Genomic DNA, 19,658 nt, shown 5'->3' on the forward strand with positions numbered 1-19,658 from the left:
GACAAGGATGTCTTTATGAAAAAATACAGCGTTATAGTGATATTTATCGCCTCATTGCTAATGTCTGCTTGTGCTTACCAGCCTGTCAGCCAGAACACTCGACATTACTCAAATCAAAAAAGATTATCTCTCGCACAAACTCATCTTCTACTTGGCCAGTTAAACTTAACAAAGTCTCAGCTAGATCAGATTGAAGATAAAGATCGCAATCGAGAGTATTGGCGATTGCTTAGCTTATACTGGTTGAGTGTTGAAAATGAGGATGAAGCGCTAGAGATCCACCTTCAAGCTTTAAAGCGATACCCTAAAGATGATTTTCTACTGAACAATTTAGGGGTTCTTTTAGGGCAAAGAAAACAGTGGGTTGAGGCGTGTGACGTTTTTCAGAAGGCTTCGATGGAGGGTCTCTCAGCAAGGCAATCAGTATGGATTAATCTATCTCGATGTAGGATGCGTCAAGATGACGTAAAAAACGCTTCAAAGGATCTAAATCGAGCAAAAGAAATTGCTGATTTACCTCTTATTGGTTTGATGACAGAGCTTAATCTTGTTTTAATACAGGGTAACCTTAGTAGGGCTCGCCTCATTTTAAATAATATCCAGGCTGAAACTAAAAATACGCAAAATATGTCGTATTTTGATGAATATAACTGTCTGTCGCGGCAGGTTATCGCACGCGAGACTGACCTTACAATATATTCATCCGCGAGCACTTCAATATGTCTGGATAGCTCAAGGTATTGACATGACAACTGAATTTCAAACGGATGTTTCTTTCAACGACAGTGATCCAGAAAAAATTGATATTGGCAAAACGTTACAAGCCGCTCGAATTAAGCGAAACCTAGATGAAAGGCAGGTCGCTAGTGAATTAAAAATACCAATTGATCAAGTTATGGCGCTTGAAGACAATCGTTTTAATTACTTTAGGTCTGCTACATTTGCTAGGGGTTACCTGAAGGGTTATTGCCGTCTGCTTGAAATAAATGCAAACGACGTGTTGAAAAAATTCGATGCATTAGCCGCAACATTGAGTACGGAATCAAACATCAAACCTGTTGATAAAGTGGTCAATAAACAAGCAGGCTTTGGCGATCCGTTCGTGATTCTTATTTCTGTGGTAATTATTGCCGTACTGATATTTTTAGCATTCTGGTGGCCAACGTTTTCAAGTAATAACTCTGCGGTTATCGATAAGCAATCATCAGCGAATCAAGCGAAATCAAATGATGCAGTGTCGACAGATCAAACACCGATTCTGAGCACTGCTCCTGCTCAGCCTAGTGATTCAACTAATACTGTTGTTGCAAATCAGGCCGCCGATACAATCACTCCAGCCGATGCAATCACTCCAGCCGATGCAATCACGTCAGCTGATGATAAGCCAACGAAAGAAGATGGGGTGACCACAGGGCTTTCAGCTGAGACAATCGCCATTTTAGAAAAAGCGGGTGTTAACCCTAAAAAAGTTGAAGAAGCGACAAAAGAAATCCCTGAAGATAGCGCAACGATCACACCCAAAACACCTCTTTATAGCAATGACATCGATGTAACGTTCGATGCGGACTGTTGGACTGAAGTTCGCGACGGCAGCGGTAAAATTCTGTATTCAGGGGTGAAAACAGCGGGTAGTAAACTAGAATTAACTGGCACGGCACCTTACCGTGTTGTTCTTGGTTATGCTCGCGGTGTCTCCTCGTTTAAATTTAAAGGTGAAGTCTACGACTTTTCTTCATATACCCATAAAGATCTGGCTCGCTTCGAGCTCAAGTAGAGAGAATTATGCATTTTGAATCGCCAATAAAACGTCGTCAATCACGTCAAATTATGGTGGGGAATGTGCCTGTTGGTGGCGGCGCTCCCATTAGTGTGCAAAGCATGACGAATACTGAAACGTGTGATGTGGACGCCACTGTCGCCCAAATAAGAGCCATTGCTGATGCTGGTGGCGATATTGTTCGAGTCTCGATTCCTTCCATGGATGCTGCTGAAGCATTTAAGGAGATTCGCAAACAAGTTTCTGTACCACTCGTTGCTGATATCCATTTTGATTATAAAATTGCGCTTAAAGTGGCAGAGTACGGGGTAGATTGCTTACGAATTAACCCGGGTAATATCGGTAATAAAGACCGAGTTCGAGCGGTAGTTGATTGCGCGAGAGATAAAAATATCCCAATTCGAATCGGCGTGAATGCCGGCTCGTTAGAAAAAGATCTACAGAAAAAATACGGTGAACCAACATCAGACGCTTTGGTTGAATCCGCGTTTCGTCAGATTCAGTACTTTGATGAATTGGACTTTCATGAATATAAGTTAAGCCTTAAGGCCTCTGACATTTTTATGACGGTTGAAGCGTATCGAAAAATTGCCAATCAAATTGATAACCCTTTGCATCTAGGTATTACTGAAGCAGGTGGTTTGCGCTCTGGCACTGTTAAGTCTTCTATTGGTCTCGGCCTTTTGTTGATGGATGGTATTGGTGATACATTGCGTGTTTCACTTGCTGCTGATCCTGTGCAGGAAATAAAAGTAGGTTGGGATATGTTACGCAGTCTTAAATTGCGTAATCGAGGCATTAACTTTATTGCTTGCCCAAGCTGCTCTCGTCAAAATTTTGATGTGATCAAAACCATGAATCAACTAGAAGAGCGATTAGAAGATATCGTTGTTCCAATGGATGTTGCTGTGATTGGTTGTGTGGTAAATGGACCGGGTGAAGCGAAAGAAGCGGACATTGGTCTTGCGGGTGGTTCGCCAAATAACCTAGTGTATTTGGATGGCAAACCACACAGCAAATTTAAAAATGAAACATTGGTTGACGGTCTTGAAAAAATGATCCGTCAGAAAGCCGAAATTAAAGATCGTGAGATGGCGAACATCATCGCTAAAATTTAAGGAATTGTAGTGGCTCGTAAAATTCAAGCTATCCGAGGAATGAATGACATTCTTCCAGGCCAGTCTTCTATTTGGCAATATTTAGAAAGTACAGTGGCTGATGTTGTGAAGTCTTATGGCTATCAACAGATTCGCTTTCCGATTGTTGAAAACACCGATCTATTTAAACGTGGTGTGGGTGAAACGACAGACATCGTTGAAAAAGAAATGTACACCTTTGAAGATCGCAATGGCGAATCATTAACCTTGCGTCCAGAAGGGACCGCAAGTTGTGTGCGTGCCGCGGATCAAGCCGGTTTATTGTTTAACCAAGTGCAGCGTTTGTGGTACACAGGTCCAATGTTTCGCTATGAGCGTCCGCAAAAAGGGCGCTACCGTCAGTTTCACCAAATTGGTGTTGAAGCTTTTGGTATGGCGAGTGCCGATGTAGACGCTGAGCTGATTGTTTTAACCGCGCGTTTGTGGAAAAAACTGGGTTTGTTAGAGCATGTTGAGTTACAGCTGAATACGATTGGTTTAGCGTCTGAACGCGAAACGTATAAAGCCGCCTTAGTAGATTATTTAACAGGGTTTAAAGACCAATTAGACGAAGACAGTCAGCGCCGTTTAGGAACTAACCCACTGCGTATTTTGGATTCTAAAGACGAAGCGACACAAACTGTACTAGATAATGCACCAAGCCTAGAAGAATTTATTGGTGAAGAGTCACAAGCACACTTTGATCGCGTGCAAGCAATTTTGACGGCTAATGACGTGCCATTTGTAATTAATCATCGCCTTGTGCGTGGTCTTGATTATTATGGTAAAACCGTCTTTGAATGGGTTACCTCTCATCTTGGTTCTCAAGCTACGATTTGTGCGGGTGGACGTTATGATGGTTTGGTTGAGCAATTAGGTGGTAAGTCCACGCCAGGTGTTGGCTTTGCGATGGGGATCGAGCGTCTTGTATTACTGTTAGAAACGCTTGAACTTATTCCTGAGGAAGCGAAAGCCTCTACCGATGTATTTGTTGTAAGCTTGGGCGATGAAGCTGAACTGGCTTCTACTGTACTGGCTGAAAAACTACGATCTGAAATGAAAGGTGTTACTATTTTACGCCACTGTGGTGGTGGTAATTTCAAAAGTCAGATGAAAAAAGCAAATAACTCTGGCGCTCGCTTGACGTTGATTCTTGGTCAAGAGGAAGTGGATGGCGGTGTTTGTCAGGTGAAAGATATGCAAACGGGTGATCAAGAATCTTGCGAGATTTCTGAAATCGCTAACTGTGTTAGTGCTAAATTACAATTGAATTAAGTGTTGCGCCACTAAAGGCATCTTGAGCGAGGAATAATAAGTGTCTGAATTAAAGACTGAAGAAGAACAAATCGAAGCGTTTAAAGAGTGGTGGAAAAAAAACGGCACTATTCTAGTGATTATTATTGCCATTTCTGTAGGTGGTTATTTTGGTTGGCAAGCATGGCAAAGAAGCCAAGCCAATCATCTTAGTCAAGCGTCTGCCCTTTATCAAAATATGATTGAAGCGGCGGCGGATTTATCAAAAGAAAATAATCAAAAAACCGTTTCTTTTATCGCTAAACAGCTGACAGATGATTACGACGATACTGGATATGCGATGTTTGGTAAGTTGTTTTTAGCTCGTCTTGATGCGCAGAAAGGCAATTACGATACTGCGATAACGGATCTTGATGAGGCGATTAAGCAAACCAAAGATCAGTCATTTATTGCCATTGCAAATTTGCGCATCACAAAGTTATTAATTCAAAAACAAGACTACAAAGCTGCTCTAGCTCGATTAGATAAAGTAAAGTCAGCTGAGTTTCTTGCACAACGTCAAGAGCTTGCTGGAGACATTTATCTTCAACAAGGTAAGCGCGATGAAGCGCGAGTAGCCTATCAAAAGGCCAGTGAAGCGTTGGGCGCTAACGTTAAGCATCCTTTGCTAGATATTAAACTTAAGGACTTGGTTAAAGGTTGATTATGAATAAGTCGCTTCTTACCGGTGTTTTGCTAGCTGTTTTAATGCTCCAAGGGTGCTCTAGTTCTCGTCCCGCACTACCTGATCCATCTCCTATCAAAAGTGAAGTGGATTTAGGGAAGGCATGGCGTACGGGAGTTGATGGTAATTTTGGTGAGACGAGTGAACGTTATAACTTGGTGGCACAAGATGGTTCTTTATTCTTTGTTACTCGAGTTGGTTCGGTTTATCAGTTATCGCAAAAAAATGGTGATGAAGTTATTCATATCGAAACCAAATATAAACCTAGTGCGGGGGTTACTCGTAGTGGTGATAATGTTTATTTTGGCACCTATGACGGACAACTTGTCGCTGTTTCATTAAAGAAAAAGGCAGTGGAATGGACTCAGGCGCTTAGCTCTGAAGTGCTATCTGAACCTGCTTATTTTGATGGAAAGTTAGCCGTGCAAACTGCTGATGGATGGTTGAATGTTTTAGACGCAAAAGACGGTCATATATTGTGGCGAGCAAAAGAGGATTTGCCAGCATTAACTGTGCGTGGTACAAGTGCGCCTATTATTGTTGATGGTAAAGTTCTGGCTGGTTTTGCGGATGGCAAAGTTAATGCTTATAATTTGCAAACCGGAAAACAGATTTGGTCATATGCCGTTGGTAAACCAGAAGGCCGCTATGAGATTGAGCGACTAAGTGATGTCGATGGTCGACTCGTAGTAAAAGATGGTGTGGTTTATGCTGCTGCTTATAATGGCACAGTGGTCGCATTGTCCTTACAAAAAGGCAACCCTATTTGGCAGCGCAGTATCCCAAGTGATGTGGGTGTTGCAATAAGGAATGATTTACTTGTTATTGTTGATTTGAATAGCAATGTTATTGCTTTAAATGCCAAAAATGGCTCAGAAGTATGGGAAAACAAAACACTAGTGAATCGTGATTTGATTACCCCCGAGTTTTTTAGAGATTATGTTGCGGTGATGGATCGTGGTGGTTATGTCCATCTACTTGACCTAAAAACGGGTATAGTAGAAGGCCGTGATATCGCGAACGATGATGTTGCTCCAGGGAGTCGTATGGTAGCGGATGGTAAAAAGCTATTTATATTGACACCGGACTCAGATGTCACCGCATTGAGCTATTGAAATCGAAACGATTTCTCTTTTAGCGATTTTAAAGAGGCTGCCATTCCCGAAAGGGGTGGTGGCCGCTTTGTATTTTTATAGGTAAAAAAATGATCCCAGTTATTGCATTGGTAGGTAGACCCAATGTTGGAAAGTCGACCCTTTTTAATCGTCTTACACGAACACGAGATGCCTTGGTTGCTGATTATCCAGGTTTGACTCGCGACCGTAAATACGGCGATGGTAAAGCAGGTGAACATGAATTTATTGTTATTGATACTGGTGGTATTAGTGGCGATGAAGAAGGCATTGACGAAAAAATGGCGCGCCAGTCTCTTTTAGCAATAGAAGAAGCGGATGCTGTGCTGTTTTTAGTGGATGGTCGACATGGCCTTAACCCTGCCGATGAAATGATTGCGAATCATTTACGTCGTGCGAATAAGCCTATTTATCTTGTTGTAAACAAGACAGATGGTATCAATGAAGATATTGCTTTATCTGATTTTTATTCATTGGGACTTGGAGAGTTACTGCCTATAGCAGCGGCTCATGGTAAAGGTGTACATATCTTAATTGATAAGGTTATGTTGCCTTTCGCGGAACAAGTCGCAGAGGCAAAAAGCCAGATTCAGCTAGGTTCGCGTGGTATTCGTATTGGGGTTGTTGGACGTCCCAATGTGGGCAAGTCGACTCTAGTTAACCGTATGCTTGGTGAAGATCGAGTCGTGGTTTATGACATGCCTGGTACAACGCGTGATAGTGTTTATATTCCTTACATTCGTAATGAAAAAGAATACACCCTGATTGATACTGCCGGTGTACGACGTCGTAAACATGTAAAAGAAGTCGTCGAAAAATTCTCTATTGTTAAAACACTGCAAGCGATTCAAGACGCGAATGTTGTGATTGTTGTGATTGACTCCCATGAGGATTTAGTTGAGCAAGATCTTCATATGATAGGCTATGTGTTAGATGCCGGTCGTGGTGTCGTCATTGCTGTGAATAAGTGGGACGGTTTGGCGAAAGATGAGCGAGAGCACATCAAGAGCGAAATCGAGCGCCGTTTGGGTTTTGTGCCTTATGCTAAAGTTCATTACATTTCAGCGTTGCATGGAACGGATGTTGGTAATCTATACGATACGATAGAAGCAACGTACGAATCTTGCTATGCGAAATGGTCAACGAATCGCTTAACCCGAATTCTTGAAGATGCCGTTAATGAGCATCAGCCGCCGATGGTTAATAGTCGTCGCATTAAACTTCGTTATGCTCACCAAGGTGGTTCAAATCCACCAAGAATAGTGGTGCATGGTAACCAAACAGATTCGATTCCTGGTAGTTATAAAAAGTATCTAGAGAACAAGTTCCGTACGATATTAAATATCACGGGAACACCGATTTCGTTTGAATTTAAGTCCTCTGATAACCCATATGCTCCTAAGAAATAGGCGCAAATAGTTAACAGGGTTAACAAAAAACCTCATCACTCGAGTGGTGGGGTTTTTTTGTCTTGAAAATTCACTATTGTGGAATAAATAGAGTGATTTACTCAGTTGATAATTCTACTTTTGTCTTATATGACAATTGAGATATTGCTTGCGAATAAACCTTAGCGTAATTTTCATAAAGCATATAAAAATAAAAAGGAGAGTTTTGTGGCTAGCCATATTGAATATGAAATCTGTCCATTTGCGGAAAACTATAAGTTAGGCGTTATTCGACTGAATCAACCCTCAGCCTTAAATGCACTCAGTCTTGATATGGTTGAGGCAATGCTTAGTCAGCTTGAAGTCTGGCGAATGGATCAGTCTGTTGTGGCTATTTGGCTGGAGGGAGCGGGAGATAAAGCATTTTGTGCTGGCGGCAATGTCATTGATGTCTATAACAGCTTAGAAGCCCCTATCAATACTGACTTTGCGCAACGTTACTTTGAGGAAGAGTACGCTCTAGACTATGCCTTGCACCGTTTTCCTAAGCCTGTTATTTGCTGGGGGGATGGTTATGTTATGGGGGGTGGTATGGGATTAATGATGGCATCACGCTATCGAATAGTCACGCCATCGAGCAAGCTTGCCATGCCAGAAATTAGTATTGGTCTCTATCCTGATGTGGGCGCAAGCTATTTCTTAAATCAGTTAGAAGATACGGCCATTGCGCGTTTTATTGCGCTGACTGGGTATCAGGTTACGGCGACAGACGCTTGTGAGATTGGGTTGGCGACTCACTATGTTATGGCACAAGATAGAAATAATATTATTGATTTTTTTGCGCGAGCCCATATGCCTGAATTAGACCCTAAAAAGGTTGGGTCTATTATTGAACAAGCCCTGTTTACGTTCTCTCAATCTGATGAATTGCCACTTTTGAAACCAGAGCTTACAGCATTGCAATCAACGGTATCTGCATTAATGTCAGGCAGTATTGATAATATTTATGCCGCGATGTTGTCTTATCTGCCTGAGTGCTCAGCAATGGATAAAGCAAAGAATACCTTCTTAGCAGGAAGTCCTTTGTCTGCACATTTAATTTTGGAGCAGCTGGATTGGGCGAAAGGCAAAACGCTTGAATCTGTTTTTATGCATGAATTACAGTTATCGGTGCAGTGCTGTTTACAGGGGGATTTTAGAGAAGGGGTTCGTGCTTTACTTGTGGATAAAGACAGGTTGCCAAAATGGCAGTACGCGCGTATTTCTGACGTTCCTAAAGATCGAATCACCACTTTTTTTAATACGACAACAAGCTCTGTGTCGCAGGATAGTTAGGTTTTTTCTTGACTCATTTTTGCTTGGAAATCATGTAACGCCAGTGTTAATGCGTCAATTGCGACCTGATTATCAATTTTGTTATCTTCAAGGAGTGCAATTAGATCAATTGCTAGCTTGACGTGCTCTGGAGCGTTTTCTAAAGACATAATTTTTCCGTATAAAAAGTGTCGTATTTAAGGTGTAAAAGTAGAAGCCTAGATCAATGTTATTTGTTAGGTTTAAGCTAACGTATCTGCTAGAACCTATTGTCGAGGATATAATGATTGGCGACAAGTTCTAATATTCGCCTAGGATAGAGAGAAAATGATGCTTAATGAGGTCGGTGTGATTACAAACGAATTTTGGTTAGATCGTTGGAAAACGGGTCGAATAGGTTTTCATAAAGAAGGAATTAATCCTCGCCTTATTGATTATTGGCCAGACTTACCGAAAGGTAGTCATGTGTTAGTTCCTTTGTGTGGCAAATCAAACGATATGATTTGGTTAGCTGAACAAGGTTACCAAGTTACCGGTGTTGAATTATCTTCATTGGCTGTGATTCAGTTTCTTGGTGATAATGATCTTGTTTATAGCACTCATGAGGAAGGTGATCTCAAAATCCATACCGTTGAAGGTTTGTCGTTAAGGATTGTTGAGGGGGATTTCTTTATGTTTTCAAAGAAAGGGTTTGATGCTTGCTATGATCGTGCCGCTATGGTGGCTATGCCATCAGAAAAACGTGAAGAGTATGTGTCTCATACGCTTTCTCTGCTCTCGCCATCGGCTTTTGTATTGTTAGTTTCATTGCGTTATGACGGCGACAAACAAGGTCCACCATTTTCAGTGGCACATGAAGATATTACCGGCTTGTGGGGACCTCGTATTCAAAAAATTGCTTCGGAAGACCTCGTACAAACGAATGCGTATTATAAAGACATGGATTATGTTTTTTTCGAGGAAAGTATTTGGCATATTCCTTCTGTTTAAAGTGACAGCAAAGAGGCTTTACATATTGGCTCTGTATACCTGAGTGATTTTCTGGGATAATGCCGAAAAATTCACCCGATAACCAATGTATCTTCGTAACGCACATTTCGAGATGTCACCGTGGTTACGTCGATACCAAGAGCTGCCAATGACCAAACGACATAAAACCGCCATTAACCTTTTCTCATACCCAGATTATTGGGCTGAGTGTTATGGTGTTTCTCCTTTTTTACCGACTACTCGTGAAGAGATGGATCTACTTGGCTGGGATAGCTGTGATGTTATCATTGTCACAGGAGATGCCTATGTGGATCATCCAAGTTTTGGTATGGCGGTCTTAGGGCGTTTACTGGAAGCAAAAGGTTATCGCGTTGGTATTATTGACCAGCCAGATTGGCGTAATACTGATGATTTCATGCGCTTAGGTCGACCTAATTTATATTTTGGGGTGACAGCAGGGAACATGGATTCCTTGATTAACCGTTACACCGCGGATCTTAAGGTCCGAAACGACGATGCCTACACGCCTTATGGTGTGGGTGGAAAACGACCAGACCGCGCTGTTATTGTGTATTCCCAGCGTTGTAAAGAAGCTTTCCATGATGTGCCTGTGATGATCGGTGGTATTGAAGCGAGCTTGCGTCGTATCGCTCAATATGACTACTGGAGCGATGAAGTTAGACGTTCGGTTCTTATAGATTCTACCGCTGATATCTTGCTTTATGGCAACGCCGAACGTGCCATGTTAGAAGTCACTCATCAGGTGGCAATGGGTAAAAGTATAAAAGAGCTAACTGGCATTCGTGGAACGACTATTGTTCGTGATACACCGCCTGGCGGCTATACAGAAATTGATTCTACGCGGGTTGATTGGCCGGGTAAGGTCGATCAAATCTACAGTCCTTACGAATACATTCCAGAAGGTAAATGCCAGACAAAAGAGAGTCAAGAAGACCCTGATGTGATGCCGATCCGAGTGATTCCTGCGCCGTTACGTCGTGGTGAAAAGCTTGATCCAGAAAAAACCTATGTACGCTTACCTTCTTTTGAAAAGGTATCCAAAGACCCTGTTCTATATGCTCACACATCACGTATTTTGCACCTTGAATCCAACCCGCATAATGCGCGCGCTTTGATTCAAAAGCATGGTAAAAAAGAAATTTGGGTTAACCCACCGCCAATTCCATTGGAAACACCAGAAATGGACGGCGTGTTTGATTTACCTTATGCGCGAGTGCCACACCCAAAATACAAAAAAGCACGAATTCCAGCTTATGACATGATTAAAACCTCGATCAATATTATGCGAGGTTGTTTTGGTGGTTGTACATTTTGTTCGATTACCGAACATGAAGGTCGAGTTATCCAGAGTCGCTCCCATGAATCTATCCTAAACGAGATAGAAGATATTAAAGCGAAAGTACCGGGCTTTACTGGGCATATTTCCGATTTAGGTGGCCCAACATCGAATATGTACACGCTAAACTGCAACGACGATGAGGTTCAAGCTTCTTGCCGTAAGCTCTCTTGTGTATACCCAACGATTTGTTCTAACTTGAACACGGATCACAGTCCTACGACGCAGCTATACCGTAAAACACGAGCAGTAGAAGGTATTCATACCGTTTCTATTGCTTCTGGCCTACGTTATGACTTGGCGGTAGAAGACCCTGAGTATGTCCGTGAGTTGGTCACCCATCATGTTGGTGGATTATTGAAAATTGCTCCTGAGCATTCTGAGAAAGACACTCTTTCTAAGATGATGAAGCCGGGGATGGGAAGCTACGAACGTTTCAAGCGAATGTTTGATAAGTACTCTAAAGAAGCGGGTAAAAAGCAGCATTTGATTCCTTACTTTATTGCCGCTCACCCAGGTAGTTCAGACGAAGATATGATGAATTTGGCGCTTTGGTTAAAAACCAATGACTTCAAACCTGATCAGGTTCAGACTTTCTATCCGTCACCAATGTCTTTAGCAACGGCTATGTATCATTCAGGTAAGAACCCGCTAAAACCAGTCACTTATAAAAGTGAAGATGTTTATACGCCGAAAGACTATAAACAGCGCACGGTTCAAAAAGGTTTCTTGCGTTACCATGATCAAAATAATTGGCAAGATTTACGAAATACGTTAACAAAAATGGGGCGAACGGATCTTATTGGAGAGGGGGAGAACAAGTTAGTGCCATCAGAAGATAAAGATAAGCAGATGCATCGTCGCCCAATAAAACCGAAACCAGGCCAGCAAACAGGCGCTTCGCATACGTCAAACCGTCCAACGTTGGAAAAGAATGTTGCTTTGGATAAAGCTCGTCGTAAATCTAGCAAGCCTTCGAAAAAAAGTGGTAGTGCGCCATCCCGAGCAGGGTCATCACCCACAAATACCACTCCAGCGAAACGTGGTAAATCGAAGGTGAAATCTCGCTAACGAATCTATAAAACAGTGTTTATAAACCCGTAATAGCTAGGTTATTACGGGTTTTTTATTGGGCTCGGGTTTAGCGTGTAAGTGCACTGAAGTGGCACGATAAAGGGCGAACGCTTTTTGATGAAGCAAATAGAGTGATAAATAGTGCGTTTTATGGATAATACGGCCATCAATTTTGGTATGTGTTATGCATACGTTTTGTTTAAACGTTAAGTTATGATCTAGCTTACGTTAAGCGCTTTCATAAGAAGCGAACGATAGATATTCCGTAGTTAATCAAAAGTTAATGCGGCACCGAGGACTTATCATGAACGTAACACACCGTTGGCTTTCTATTATTGAAGGTTGCTTGCTGGTTGCTTTGGGCATCCATATTCTTAATTCTTCAGGGTTACTTATTAGTGGCACTGCTGGAATTGGCATGATTTTAAGGCAATTTACAGATCTCTCTTTTGGGCAATTATTCTTTTTGCTCAATACCCCTTTCTATATTCTTGCTTGGCGTACGTTAGGTCGAGATTTCACCATTAACACATTTATTAGTATTAGCTTATTGTCGATTTTTTCAGAATTAATGAGACATTATGTGTCGATTAATATGAACCCTATTTTATCTGGTACTTTGGGCGGCTTGTTGGTGGGTTTTGGCTTAATTATTCTTTTTCGACACAATGCGTCTTTAGGAGGGCTAAATATCTTATCGGTTTATCTAGAGCGTCATTACGGTATCCATGCAAGCAAGACAACCCTGGTGGCGGATTTGTTGGTTTTTTTAGTGGCGATATTTACTTTAAATGCAGAGAGTATTGGTTATTCATTATTAGCCTTCGCTTTCTTGAGTTCCGTTGTTGGCCGATACCACCGTCCTCCAAAATGGGCACAAGCCAAAGAAATTAAAGTGGCTTAATGTTCTTTAGTTATAAAAGCCAATAAGCGTACAGATGTGCTTATTGGCTTAGCCTAAATTCAGAAGTAACTAAAAGTTTAATGGTTATGCTGGTGAGAGTGCTTGTTACTTAACTTGGCAGTAAGTTGCTTCGTAATTGAAACAACAATTAACAGAGCAAGTAAAACACCGGTAGACAAAGAAACCCAGCTTGGTAAAAGAGTAAGATCAGGGCCTATTTGTGGCACTACAGAGATATGAAATTTGGTAACTAAGAAATCAACCAAGAAACCAAAAAATAACGCTCCGCCTAGCACTCCCGTTAAATAGCCAATTAATGCTTTTTTCCCTAACTCTTTTGCAACCACACCTAAGGTGGCTATGTTGGTAGCAGGGCCTGCCATCATGAAAACAAGTACTGCGCCTGGAGCAACGCCAGCCAGCAGCAAGCCGGCGGCAATTGGAGTAGAGGCAGTAGCACAAATGTACATAGGGATAGAAATAACCACCATAACAAGCATTGCTAGCAAGCCATTTCCCCAAGAGGCAAGAAAGCCATCAGGAATATAGGTTTGCACTAGCGCAGCAAAGGCCAAACCAACTAATAGCCATAAAGCGGTGTCCTCGACTAATTCTGTCCCGGCGTATACTAATCCAGAGCGAATTTTACTCACTACCGATGTTGTCTTTGTTGGTGCTTGGCTGCTTCCACAACAAGATGTTTCTGACGATTTAATTGCTGAGCCACAGCATGAAGTTGCTTCTGGCGCTTTACTCGCTGAGCCACAGCAAGAAGATGTTTCAGGGGCATAAGATGTCGTTGTTTTTATCTCCTTTTCATCTTTACCAACAAGCAGGCCCGCAAAAATAGCGCTGCCTATCGCTGCAATCGGTCGGACAATGGCCATAAAAGGGCCTAGCAGTACATATGAGACAGTAATGGAATCTATGCCGGTTTCTGGTGTGGACACCAAGAACGAGGTGGTCGCTGCTTTTGATGCGCCAGCTCGACGCAGACCAACTGCGGCGGGAATAACGCCACAAGAGCACAAAGGTAGCGGAGCGCCAAAAATAGCGGCTTTTACTACCGACTTAAGGCCGTGACCTCCGAGTTGCTTATTCATCCAGCCCATCGGAACAAAGACTTTAAGCATGCCTGCTAAAATAAAACCCAGTAGTAACCAAGGGGCGGACTCTAAAAACAAGGTGGAAAAATGCTGTAAAAAATCCATTAGAATCGCTCCTTGTTAAGATGATGGTGTTGCTCTGGGTGGATGTTATTAACATCAGATGCCAATGCTTCAAGAATGGTACAGTCCGCGGCACTTTCCGAGCCTCCGCAGCAAGCATTAGATAACCGTTTTAACGATTTCTGGAAGTGATTAAGCTCTGCCATTTTAGTTTCTACTTCTGCTAATTTTGCATCAACAACGACTTTGACGTCTGCACAAGCGCTGTTCGCTTTATCAACTTCAATAGAAAGAAGCTCATGGATATCCGCTAAACTAAAGCCAACGGTTTTGGCGCGTAGAATAAAAGACAATATTTGTTTGTCTTCTTCAGAATACATTCTATAGCCAGAGTCAGAGCGACTTGATGGTGTTAGCAGTCCATGTTTTTCATAGAATCTTAACGTATCATTTTTTACATCGAAGGCTTTAGCGAGTTCCCCAATACGATACATTTTGTGTCCCTCTGTTTTGAATAAGATTTAACGCCAGTATAAACCTTGGATGTTGGTCTAAGGTCAAGATATAACGCTAGTATTGTTTTAATTTGTATATTGAGCCAATAGTAGGATAGAAAGTTGTAGTTAAAGCGAGGTAGACTCTAGAAAGGTGTTTAGAAATTGTTCATTGATGAGCGAGTTACTAGCGAAATAGATTATCTGAATAGATAAAAGGAAGGCATAGCTGAGTATGAAAAAAATACCCACCGTTTTGATTGTCGATGATGTACCAGAGAATCTACGAGTCTTAAATAATGTCATTGCTGCATTAAATTGCACTGTGGTTGTTGCGAACTCCGGAGAGCGCGCATTAGCCTTGCTAGATAGAACCGAACCTTGTTTGGTGCTTTTAGACGTCATGATGGGGGGGATAGATGGTTTTGAAACATGTCAAAAAATCAGAGCGAATCCTAAATTTAAAGACCTTCCTGTTGTTTTTGTCACCGCATTAGTCGATGACATTAGTCGAGGTTTTGAAGTGGGTGGTAATGATTACATTAGTAAGCCTATTCGAGTGGAAGAAGTTCGTTCGCGTGTTGCCCATCAATTGGAACGATTCAACTTGATGAATGAGCTAAAAGACCTAAACCTTGAGTTAGAAGAAAAAGTTCGAGAGCGTACTGCAGATCTTAACCTTGTGAATCGTAACCTGCGCAAAGAGGTGAACGAGCGGCGCTATATGCAAGACCGCTTAAACTATCTTGCTCAGCATGATTTTGTTACTCAACTTTACAATCGTGATGCGTTAGACGAACACATTACTCATATAATCTCTGGCGTTCAAAGCAAATCTAATGCGCACACTCCTTATTTTATTCTGATCGATATTAATGAATTTCGTCTGATCAATGATGCTTGTGGCTGTATTGCAGGGGATGAGCTACTTCATCAGTTCGCGTCATTAATTAATGAACTTTGCTCGCCGCAGCGAGATTTTTGTACGCGATTAAGCGGCGATAAGTTTGCTATTGCTGTCGGACGCGGTGGTGTAGAAGCGGTAGAGTCTTTATTTCGAATTATGACTCAACGTATTGAAGACTTTGCGTTTGTATGGGATGGACGTCAATTTCGCACTTCTGTAACAACGGTCGCTATTCCTATTACGTTAGAAATGGTCTCTTTTGAACAAGTGATTATGCTGGCAGATGAAGTAAGTTATTCCAGTAAAAAATCGGGGGTTCGTTCACGAATTGTTAAAAATGCAAGCGACCTTGGTTATGAGGAACGAAGAGGCAATTTGAACTGGGGACTGCGTATTGTCGATGGTCTTGCAAAGAACTTATTCGAGGTGCATTTTCAGCAAGTACTTCCTTTAACTAAGGTTGAAGACATAGGAAAGAAAATTGAAATTTTAGTTCGCTTAAAAGACGAAAAAAGTGGCGAGCTTATTTACCCTAATGATTTTATTCGAGCTGCAGAGCGCTTTGGTATTATCTCAAAAATAGATCGCTGGGTAATTAGTCACACCATGCGGCAGTTTTCAGAAAGGCCTCATCTATGGGAAGAGGTTAGCCAAGTAGCACTTAACGTCTCTGCGCTATCTGTTCGTGAAACTGACTTTGCCCACTTTATTATCGAACAGTTAGATATTTACCAGTTAGATGGTCGTAAGTTTTGCTTTGAAATCACTGAAACGGAAGCATTAAATAATTTTGTCGATACGCGACGCTTTATGTCCTTATTGCATGAACGAGGGTGCAGTGTTGCTTTGGATGATTTTGGTACGGGCTTTTCTTCGTTCGCCTATTTGATGGATTTACCTTTTGATCTGATCAAAATTGACGGTATTTTTGTAAAAGATATGCATCTAAACGCCATTCATCATGGCATGGTAGATTCGATCGTAAAACTGGCCAAAATGCTGGATAAACCCGTGGTGGCAGAGTTTGTTGAAAACCAAGATATTGTCTTGCAGCTGCAGGAACTAGGGGTGGAATGGGGGCAGGGCTACCACTTCCATAAACCCGAAAAGCTGTAAGGTTTTCATCTGTCCCTTAGTATAGAGCCTGAGGGGCGACGAACAGGAAGAGGCGCGTTGCGTACGACCTCGCTTGACCCTCTAAGGAATCTGCACATGCTGTCTGGAACATCGACCATTTTTAGTCTATTAATATTTTTGTTCATCGCCACAGCCACGGTTCTGATTGTCTTCCAATTGATTTTTCTGATTCGTTTTAAACATCTGCAACGACGTTATTCTAAAGCCATTTTGGCCACCAAAGCGGGCGTCTGGGAATGGTTTCCACAAAGTAAAAAGTTTTATATCTCTTCTGAATTTTTTACCCAGCTTGGCTTTGGGGAAGAAGATACCCCCAATAGTATTCAGGGCTGGTTAGCCTGCCTTAAAAAAGAAGATCGACTGGCTTTTAATGAATGGACCGTGACCATTTTAACGCAGCAAGAGAGTCAAATAACGCCACAGTTTCTGCGTTTTCGTATCGATGATATACACGGAGAAAGTCAGTGGCTTGAAATGCGTGGCAGTGTGACTCGTTGGGATGGTCACCGACGTGTGCAATGTATTGTCGGTACCTTGGAGCAGGTCAATCATCTCGTCGACGCAGAAAACGAGCTGATTTCTGCGCGTGAAACCGCCCGTCGCCGTGAGCTGATTCTATCCTCTTTGCTGAATAATATTCCGGACCCTGTGTGGTCTAAAGATCAACAGGGTCGCTACCTAGATTGCAACGATGCCTTCTCACAGTTTAATAATTTGCCGCGTGATGAAATAAAAGGGAAAACAGACCAAGAGCTGAATCTCGATGACAATGGTCAATATTACCAAGATAGAGACAATCAAGCTTTGCAGGGGGGAGAAACCTTGCACGAACACTGCTGGGGCACGGCGGCAGATGGCAGTGGCCAACGATTGTTTGAAGTGTATCGGGTGCCAATCGAAGAGCCGTCATTGAATTTTAAAGGCGTCTTGGGCATCGCCAAAGACATCACCGAGCGCAACGAACTGATTCGTGAATTAAAATTGTTTAAAAGCTTTGCCGATAACTCCGCTCAAGGGTTTGGTATGGCCACACTTAATGGGGACATGTCTTATCTGAATAAAAAAATGCGAGATTTACTTTGTATTGGCGATGATGTGCCGGTAACAGATTTGAATTATCTTGATTTTCATTCGTCTAATAGTCGACAGTTTCTAGCCAATACCGTGATTCCTTATGTTAAAGAGCATGGCGTTTGGGAAGGTGAATTGCAGGCGAAAAGTATGGATGGGCGAATTTTCGAAACCTATGAAACCTATTTCATTTTGCGCAACGACGAGGGGGCTGCAATATCCTTTGGCGATATCATGAGTGACATTAGCGAGCAAAAAAATGTCTCTGCTCAGCTGGAAAATGCGAAGCAGGTAGCCGAACAGGCAAGCCAAGCCAAAAGTAATTTTTTGGCGAATATGAGTCATGAAATCCGCACTCCGCTGAATGCCATTATTGGTTACGCACAATTGATTCGAGAAGACATGTCACTGAATGGTGTTGCTAAAACACGTTTTCAAGCCATTGAAGGTGCAGGCGGACGCTTGTTGGCATTGATTAATGATATTTTAGACATCGCGCGAATCGAATCGGGCCGTATGATATTACACAGTCAAAAAGTCAGTTTACGAAAAGAAATACAACAGGTTATTAGACTATTGCAGGGGCAGGCGCAAAAGAAAGGGTTACAGCTTATCGCCGACCTCGATATGCCAGCTGAGCTGTGGGTGTGGATTGACCCAGTTAAATTTCATCAAGTGCTGACCAATTTAGTCGGTAACGCGGTGAAGTTTACCACCACAGGATCCGTGACTGTAACCGGGCGGTATCAGGATGATTTACTTGAGTTGGTAGTCTCAGACACCGGACCGGGTATTGATAATACGCAGATGGACAGTCTATTTGCGCCATTTGTCCAAGGAGAGGCAGGGCAGCGAGAAGGTGGTACTGGGCTTGGCTTGGCTTTGTCACACACCTTGGTGAAATTGATGGGCGGGTCATTGTCTATTCAAAGCCTACCTGAGGCAGGGACTCATGTTACCGTGATGATGCCAATCTCAGTGATGACAGAAGACGTTACCCTTGAATCCCCTGTCTTTGAAGCGGGTTCTCACAGTCGATTAAGTCACCCTATTAGCGTGCTGGTGGCGGAAGACGATGACTGGTCTCGGGATATTTTGGTGTCTCTACTGGAGAAGGCGGGTTGTCAAATTATCGAAGCAGAAGATGGTGAAATTGCCATCGAACGCTTTAAAACATATCGTCCTGATATGGTAATGACTGATATCCGAATGCCAAACAAAAGCGGCCAAGATTTGTTGAAAGCGATTCAAACGTTGGACCCTGATGGTAAGGTCCCCGTTATTGCGGTAACTGCTTCTACCATGACCCATGAATTAGCCGAGTTGAAAAAAGACGGCTTTTGGCAGGTGATCGCTAAACCTTATAAAGTGGAAGAGGTCTATGAGGCTCTGGTGTCTCATATGAATGTGCGGTTTGAGCCTATTTTCGATGATAAAAAAGAAGCGGCGTTAGCCTCTTCTAAACCAAGAAAAGTAGCATCGTCAACGAGTGTGATGACGGACTTGGATTGGCAGGCAATTTATTGGGCAGCCAAGAGTGGCGATATCAATAAAGCCAGTGAGCAGCTGGATTTGTTCAGTGAAAAGCTATCCTCTGAGCAACGACACGATATCGCGCAAGCCATCGATGTTTTTGATTTAGAATTGGTCGAGCAATTAATTGTGAGTTTCTATCCGGATGTGCTGTTGACGGGAGACGATCCATCTCGCTTGTAAGCTGTTTTTTATTCATCTTCAGTGCCGAGTTTTGAGTTTGACATAACTTAAGGCCACGGATAAGGTTCAAACGAGACAACACATAGTAAAACCGCCTACAATAGGCGGTTTTC

Annotated in this window: 16 protein-coding genes; 13 read left to right on the top strand and 3 right to left on the bottom strand. The window is 42.4% G+C overall.

Annotated elements, in window-relative coordinates; translation table 11 throughout:
• Positions 1–15: 15 nt before the first annotated feature.
• From V6259_RS15055 to V6259_RS15090, 8 genes are all read left to right on the top strand, one after another.
• Positions 16–744: a tetratricopeptide repeat protein gene (locus V6259_RS15055; protein ID WP_341585211.1), complete on the top strand. Its 729-nt coding sequence runs from the start codon at positions 16–18 to the stop codon at positions 742–744.
• 1 nt (position 745) lies between these two features.
• Positions 746–1,774, top strand: a complete 1,029-nt coding sequence (locus V6259_RS15060) for a RodZ domain-containing protein (RefSeq protein ID WP_341585213.1) — start codon at positions 746–748, stop codon at positions 1,772–1,774.
• A gap of 8 nt (positions 1,775–1,782) precedes the next feature.
• Positions 1,783–2,895: a flavodoxin-dependent (E)-4-hydroxy-3-methylbut-2-enyl-diphosphate synthase gene (gene ispG / locus V6259_RS15065; protein WP_341585214.1), complete on the top strand. Its 1,113-nt coding sequence runs from the start codon at positions 1,783–1,785 to the stop codon at positions 2,893–2,895.
• 9 nt (positions 2,896–2,904) lie between these two features.
• A complete protein-coding gene (gene hisS, locus V6259_RS15070; protein WP_341585216.1) occupies positions 2,905–4,188 on the top strand; it encodes a histidine--tRNA ligase in 1,284 nt (427 codons plus the stop codon).
• A gap of 40 nt (positions 4,189–4,228) precedes the next feature.
• Positions 4,229–4,870: a YfgM family protein gene (locus V6259_RS15075; protein ID WP_133012788.1), complete on the top strand. Its 642-nt coding sequence runs from the start codon at positions 4,229–4,231 to the stop codon at positions 4,868–4,870.
• 2 nt (positions 4,871–4,872) lie between these two features.
• On the top strand, positions 4,873–6,006 hold the full coding sequence (gene bamB / locus V6259_RS15080; RefSeq protein WP_341585217.1) for an outer membrane protein assembly factor BamB: 1,134 nt from the start codon (positions 4,873–4,875) through the stop codon (positions 6,004–6,006).
• A gap of 89 nt (positions 6,007–6,095) precedes the next feature.
• A complete protein-coding gene (der, locus tag V6259_RS15085) occupies positions 6,096–7,433 on the top strand; it encodes a ribosome biogenesis GTPase Der (protein WP_133012786.1) in 1,338 nt (445 codons plus the stop codon).
• Positions 7,434–7,640: 207 nt separating this feature from the next.
• Entirely contained in the window at positions 7,641–8,747 is a 1,107-nt protein-coding gene (locus V6259_RS15090) for an enoyl-CoA hydratase/isomerase family protein (protein WP_341585219.1), read from the top strand.
• Here V6259_RS15090 and V6259_RS15095 read toward each other — a convergent pair.
• Entirely contained in the window at positions 8,744–8,896 is a 153-nt protein-coding gene (locus V6259_RS15095) for a DUF2496 domain-containing protein (protein ID WP_341585221.1), read from the bottom strand. The genes V6259_RS15090 and V6259_RS15095 overlap by 4 nt on opposite strands.
• 157 nt (positions 8,897–9,053) lie before the next feature.
• Here V6259_RS15095 and V6259_RS15100 point away from each other — a divergent pair, with 157 nt between their 5' ends.
• The 3 genes from V6259_RS15100 to V6259_RS15110 all read left to right on the top strand — a co-directional run bounded on the left by V6259_RS15100 (position 9,054) and on the right by V6259_RS15110 (position 13,051).
• Complete coding sequence (locus V6259_RS15100) at positions 9,054–9,716, top strand: thiopurine S-methyltransferase (RefSeq protein ID WP_240537136.1); 663 nt, start codon at positions 9,054–9,056, stop codon at positions 9,714–9,716.
• A gap of 148 nt (positions 9,717–9,864) precedes the next feature.
• A complete protein-coding gene (locus V6259_RS15105) occupies positions 9,865–12,144 on the top strand; it encodes a YgiQ family radical SAM protein (RefSeq protein ID WP_341585223.1) in 2,280 nt (759 codons plus the stop codon).
• A 307-nt stretch (positions 12,145–12,451) separates the two neighbouring features.
• Positions 12,452–13,051, top strand: a complete 600-nt coding sequence (locus V6259_RS15110) for a YitT family protein (RefSeq protein WP_133012782.1) — start codon at positions 12,452–12,454, stop codon at positions 13,049–13,051.
• A gap of 77 nt (positions 13,052–13,128) precedes the next feature.
• Here V6259_RS15110 and V6259_RS15115 read toward each other — a convergent pair whose 3' ends face one another.
• Together V6259_RS15115 and zntR are read right to left on the bottom strand one after the other, a co-directional pair.
• On the bottom strand, positions 13,129–14,262 hold the full coding sequence (locus V6259_RS15115; protein WP_341585225.1) for an SO_0444 family Cu/Zn efflux transporter: 1,134 nt from the start codon (positions 14,260–14,262) through the stop codon (positions 13,129–13,131).
• Positions 14,262–14,714, bottom strand: a complete 453-nt coding sequence (gene zntR / locus V6259_RS15120) for a Zn(2+)-responsive transcriptional regulator (RefSeq protein ID WP_133012780.1) — start codon at positions 14,712–14,714, stop codon at positions 14,262–14,264. The genes V6259_RS15115 and zntR overlap by 1 nt, the downstream gene beginning before the upstream one ends.
• 235 nt (positions 14,715–14,949) lie before the next feature.
• Between zntR and V6259_RS15125 the strand changes: the two genes are divergently transcribed.
• Complete coding sequence (locus V6259_RS15125; RefSeq protein WP_341585227.1) at positions 14,950–16,737, top strand: two-component system response regulator; 1,788 nt, start codon at positions 14,950–14,952, stop codon at positions 16,735–16,737.
• 96 nt (positions 16,738–16,833) lie between these two features.
• Complete coding sequence (locus tag V6259_RS15130) at positions 16,834–19,545, top strand: PAS domain-containing hybrid sensor histidine kinase/response regulator (RefSeq protein WP_341585229.1); 2,712 nt, start codon at positions 16,834–16,836, stop codon at positions 19,543–19,545.
• Positions 19,546–19,658: the final 113 nt, after the last annotated feature.

This window comes from Marinomonas sp. TI.3.20 (assembly GCF_038155025.1).
GTDB classification, from domain to species: Bacteria; Pseudomonadota; Gammaproteobacteria; order Pseudomonadales; family Marinomonadaceae; genus Marinomonas; species Marinomonas flavescens.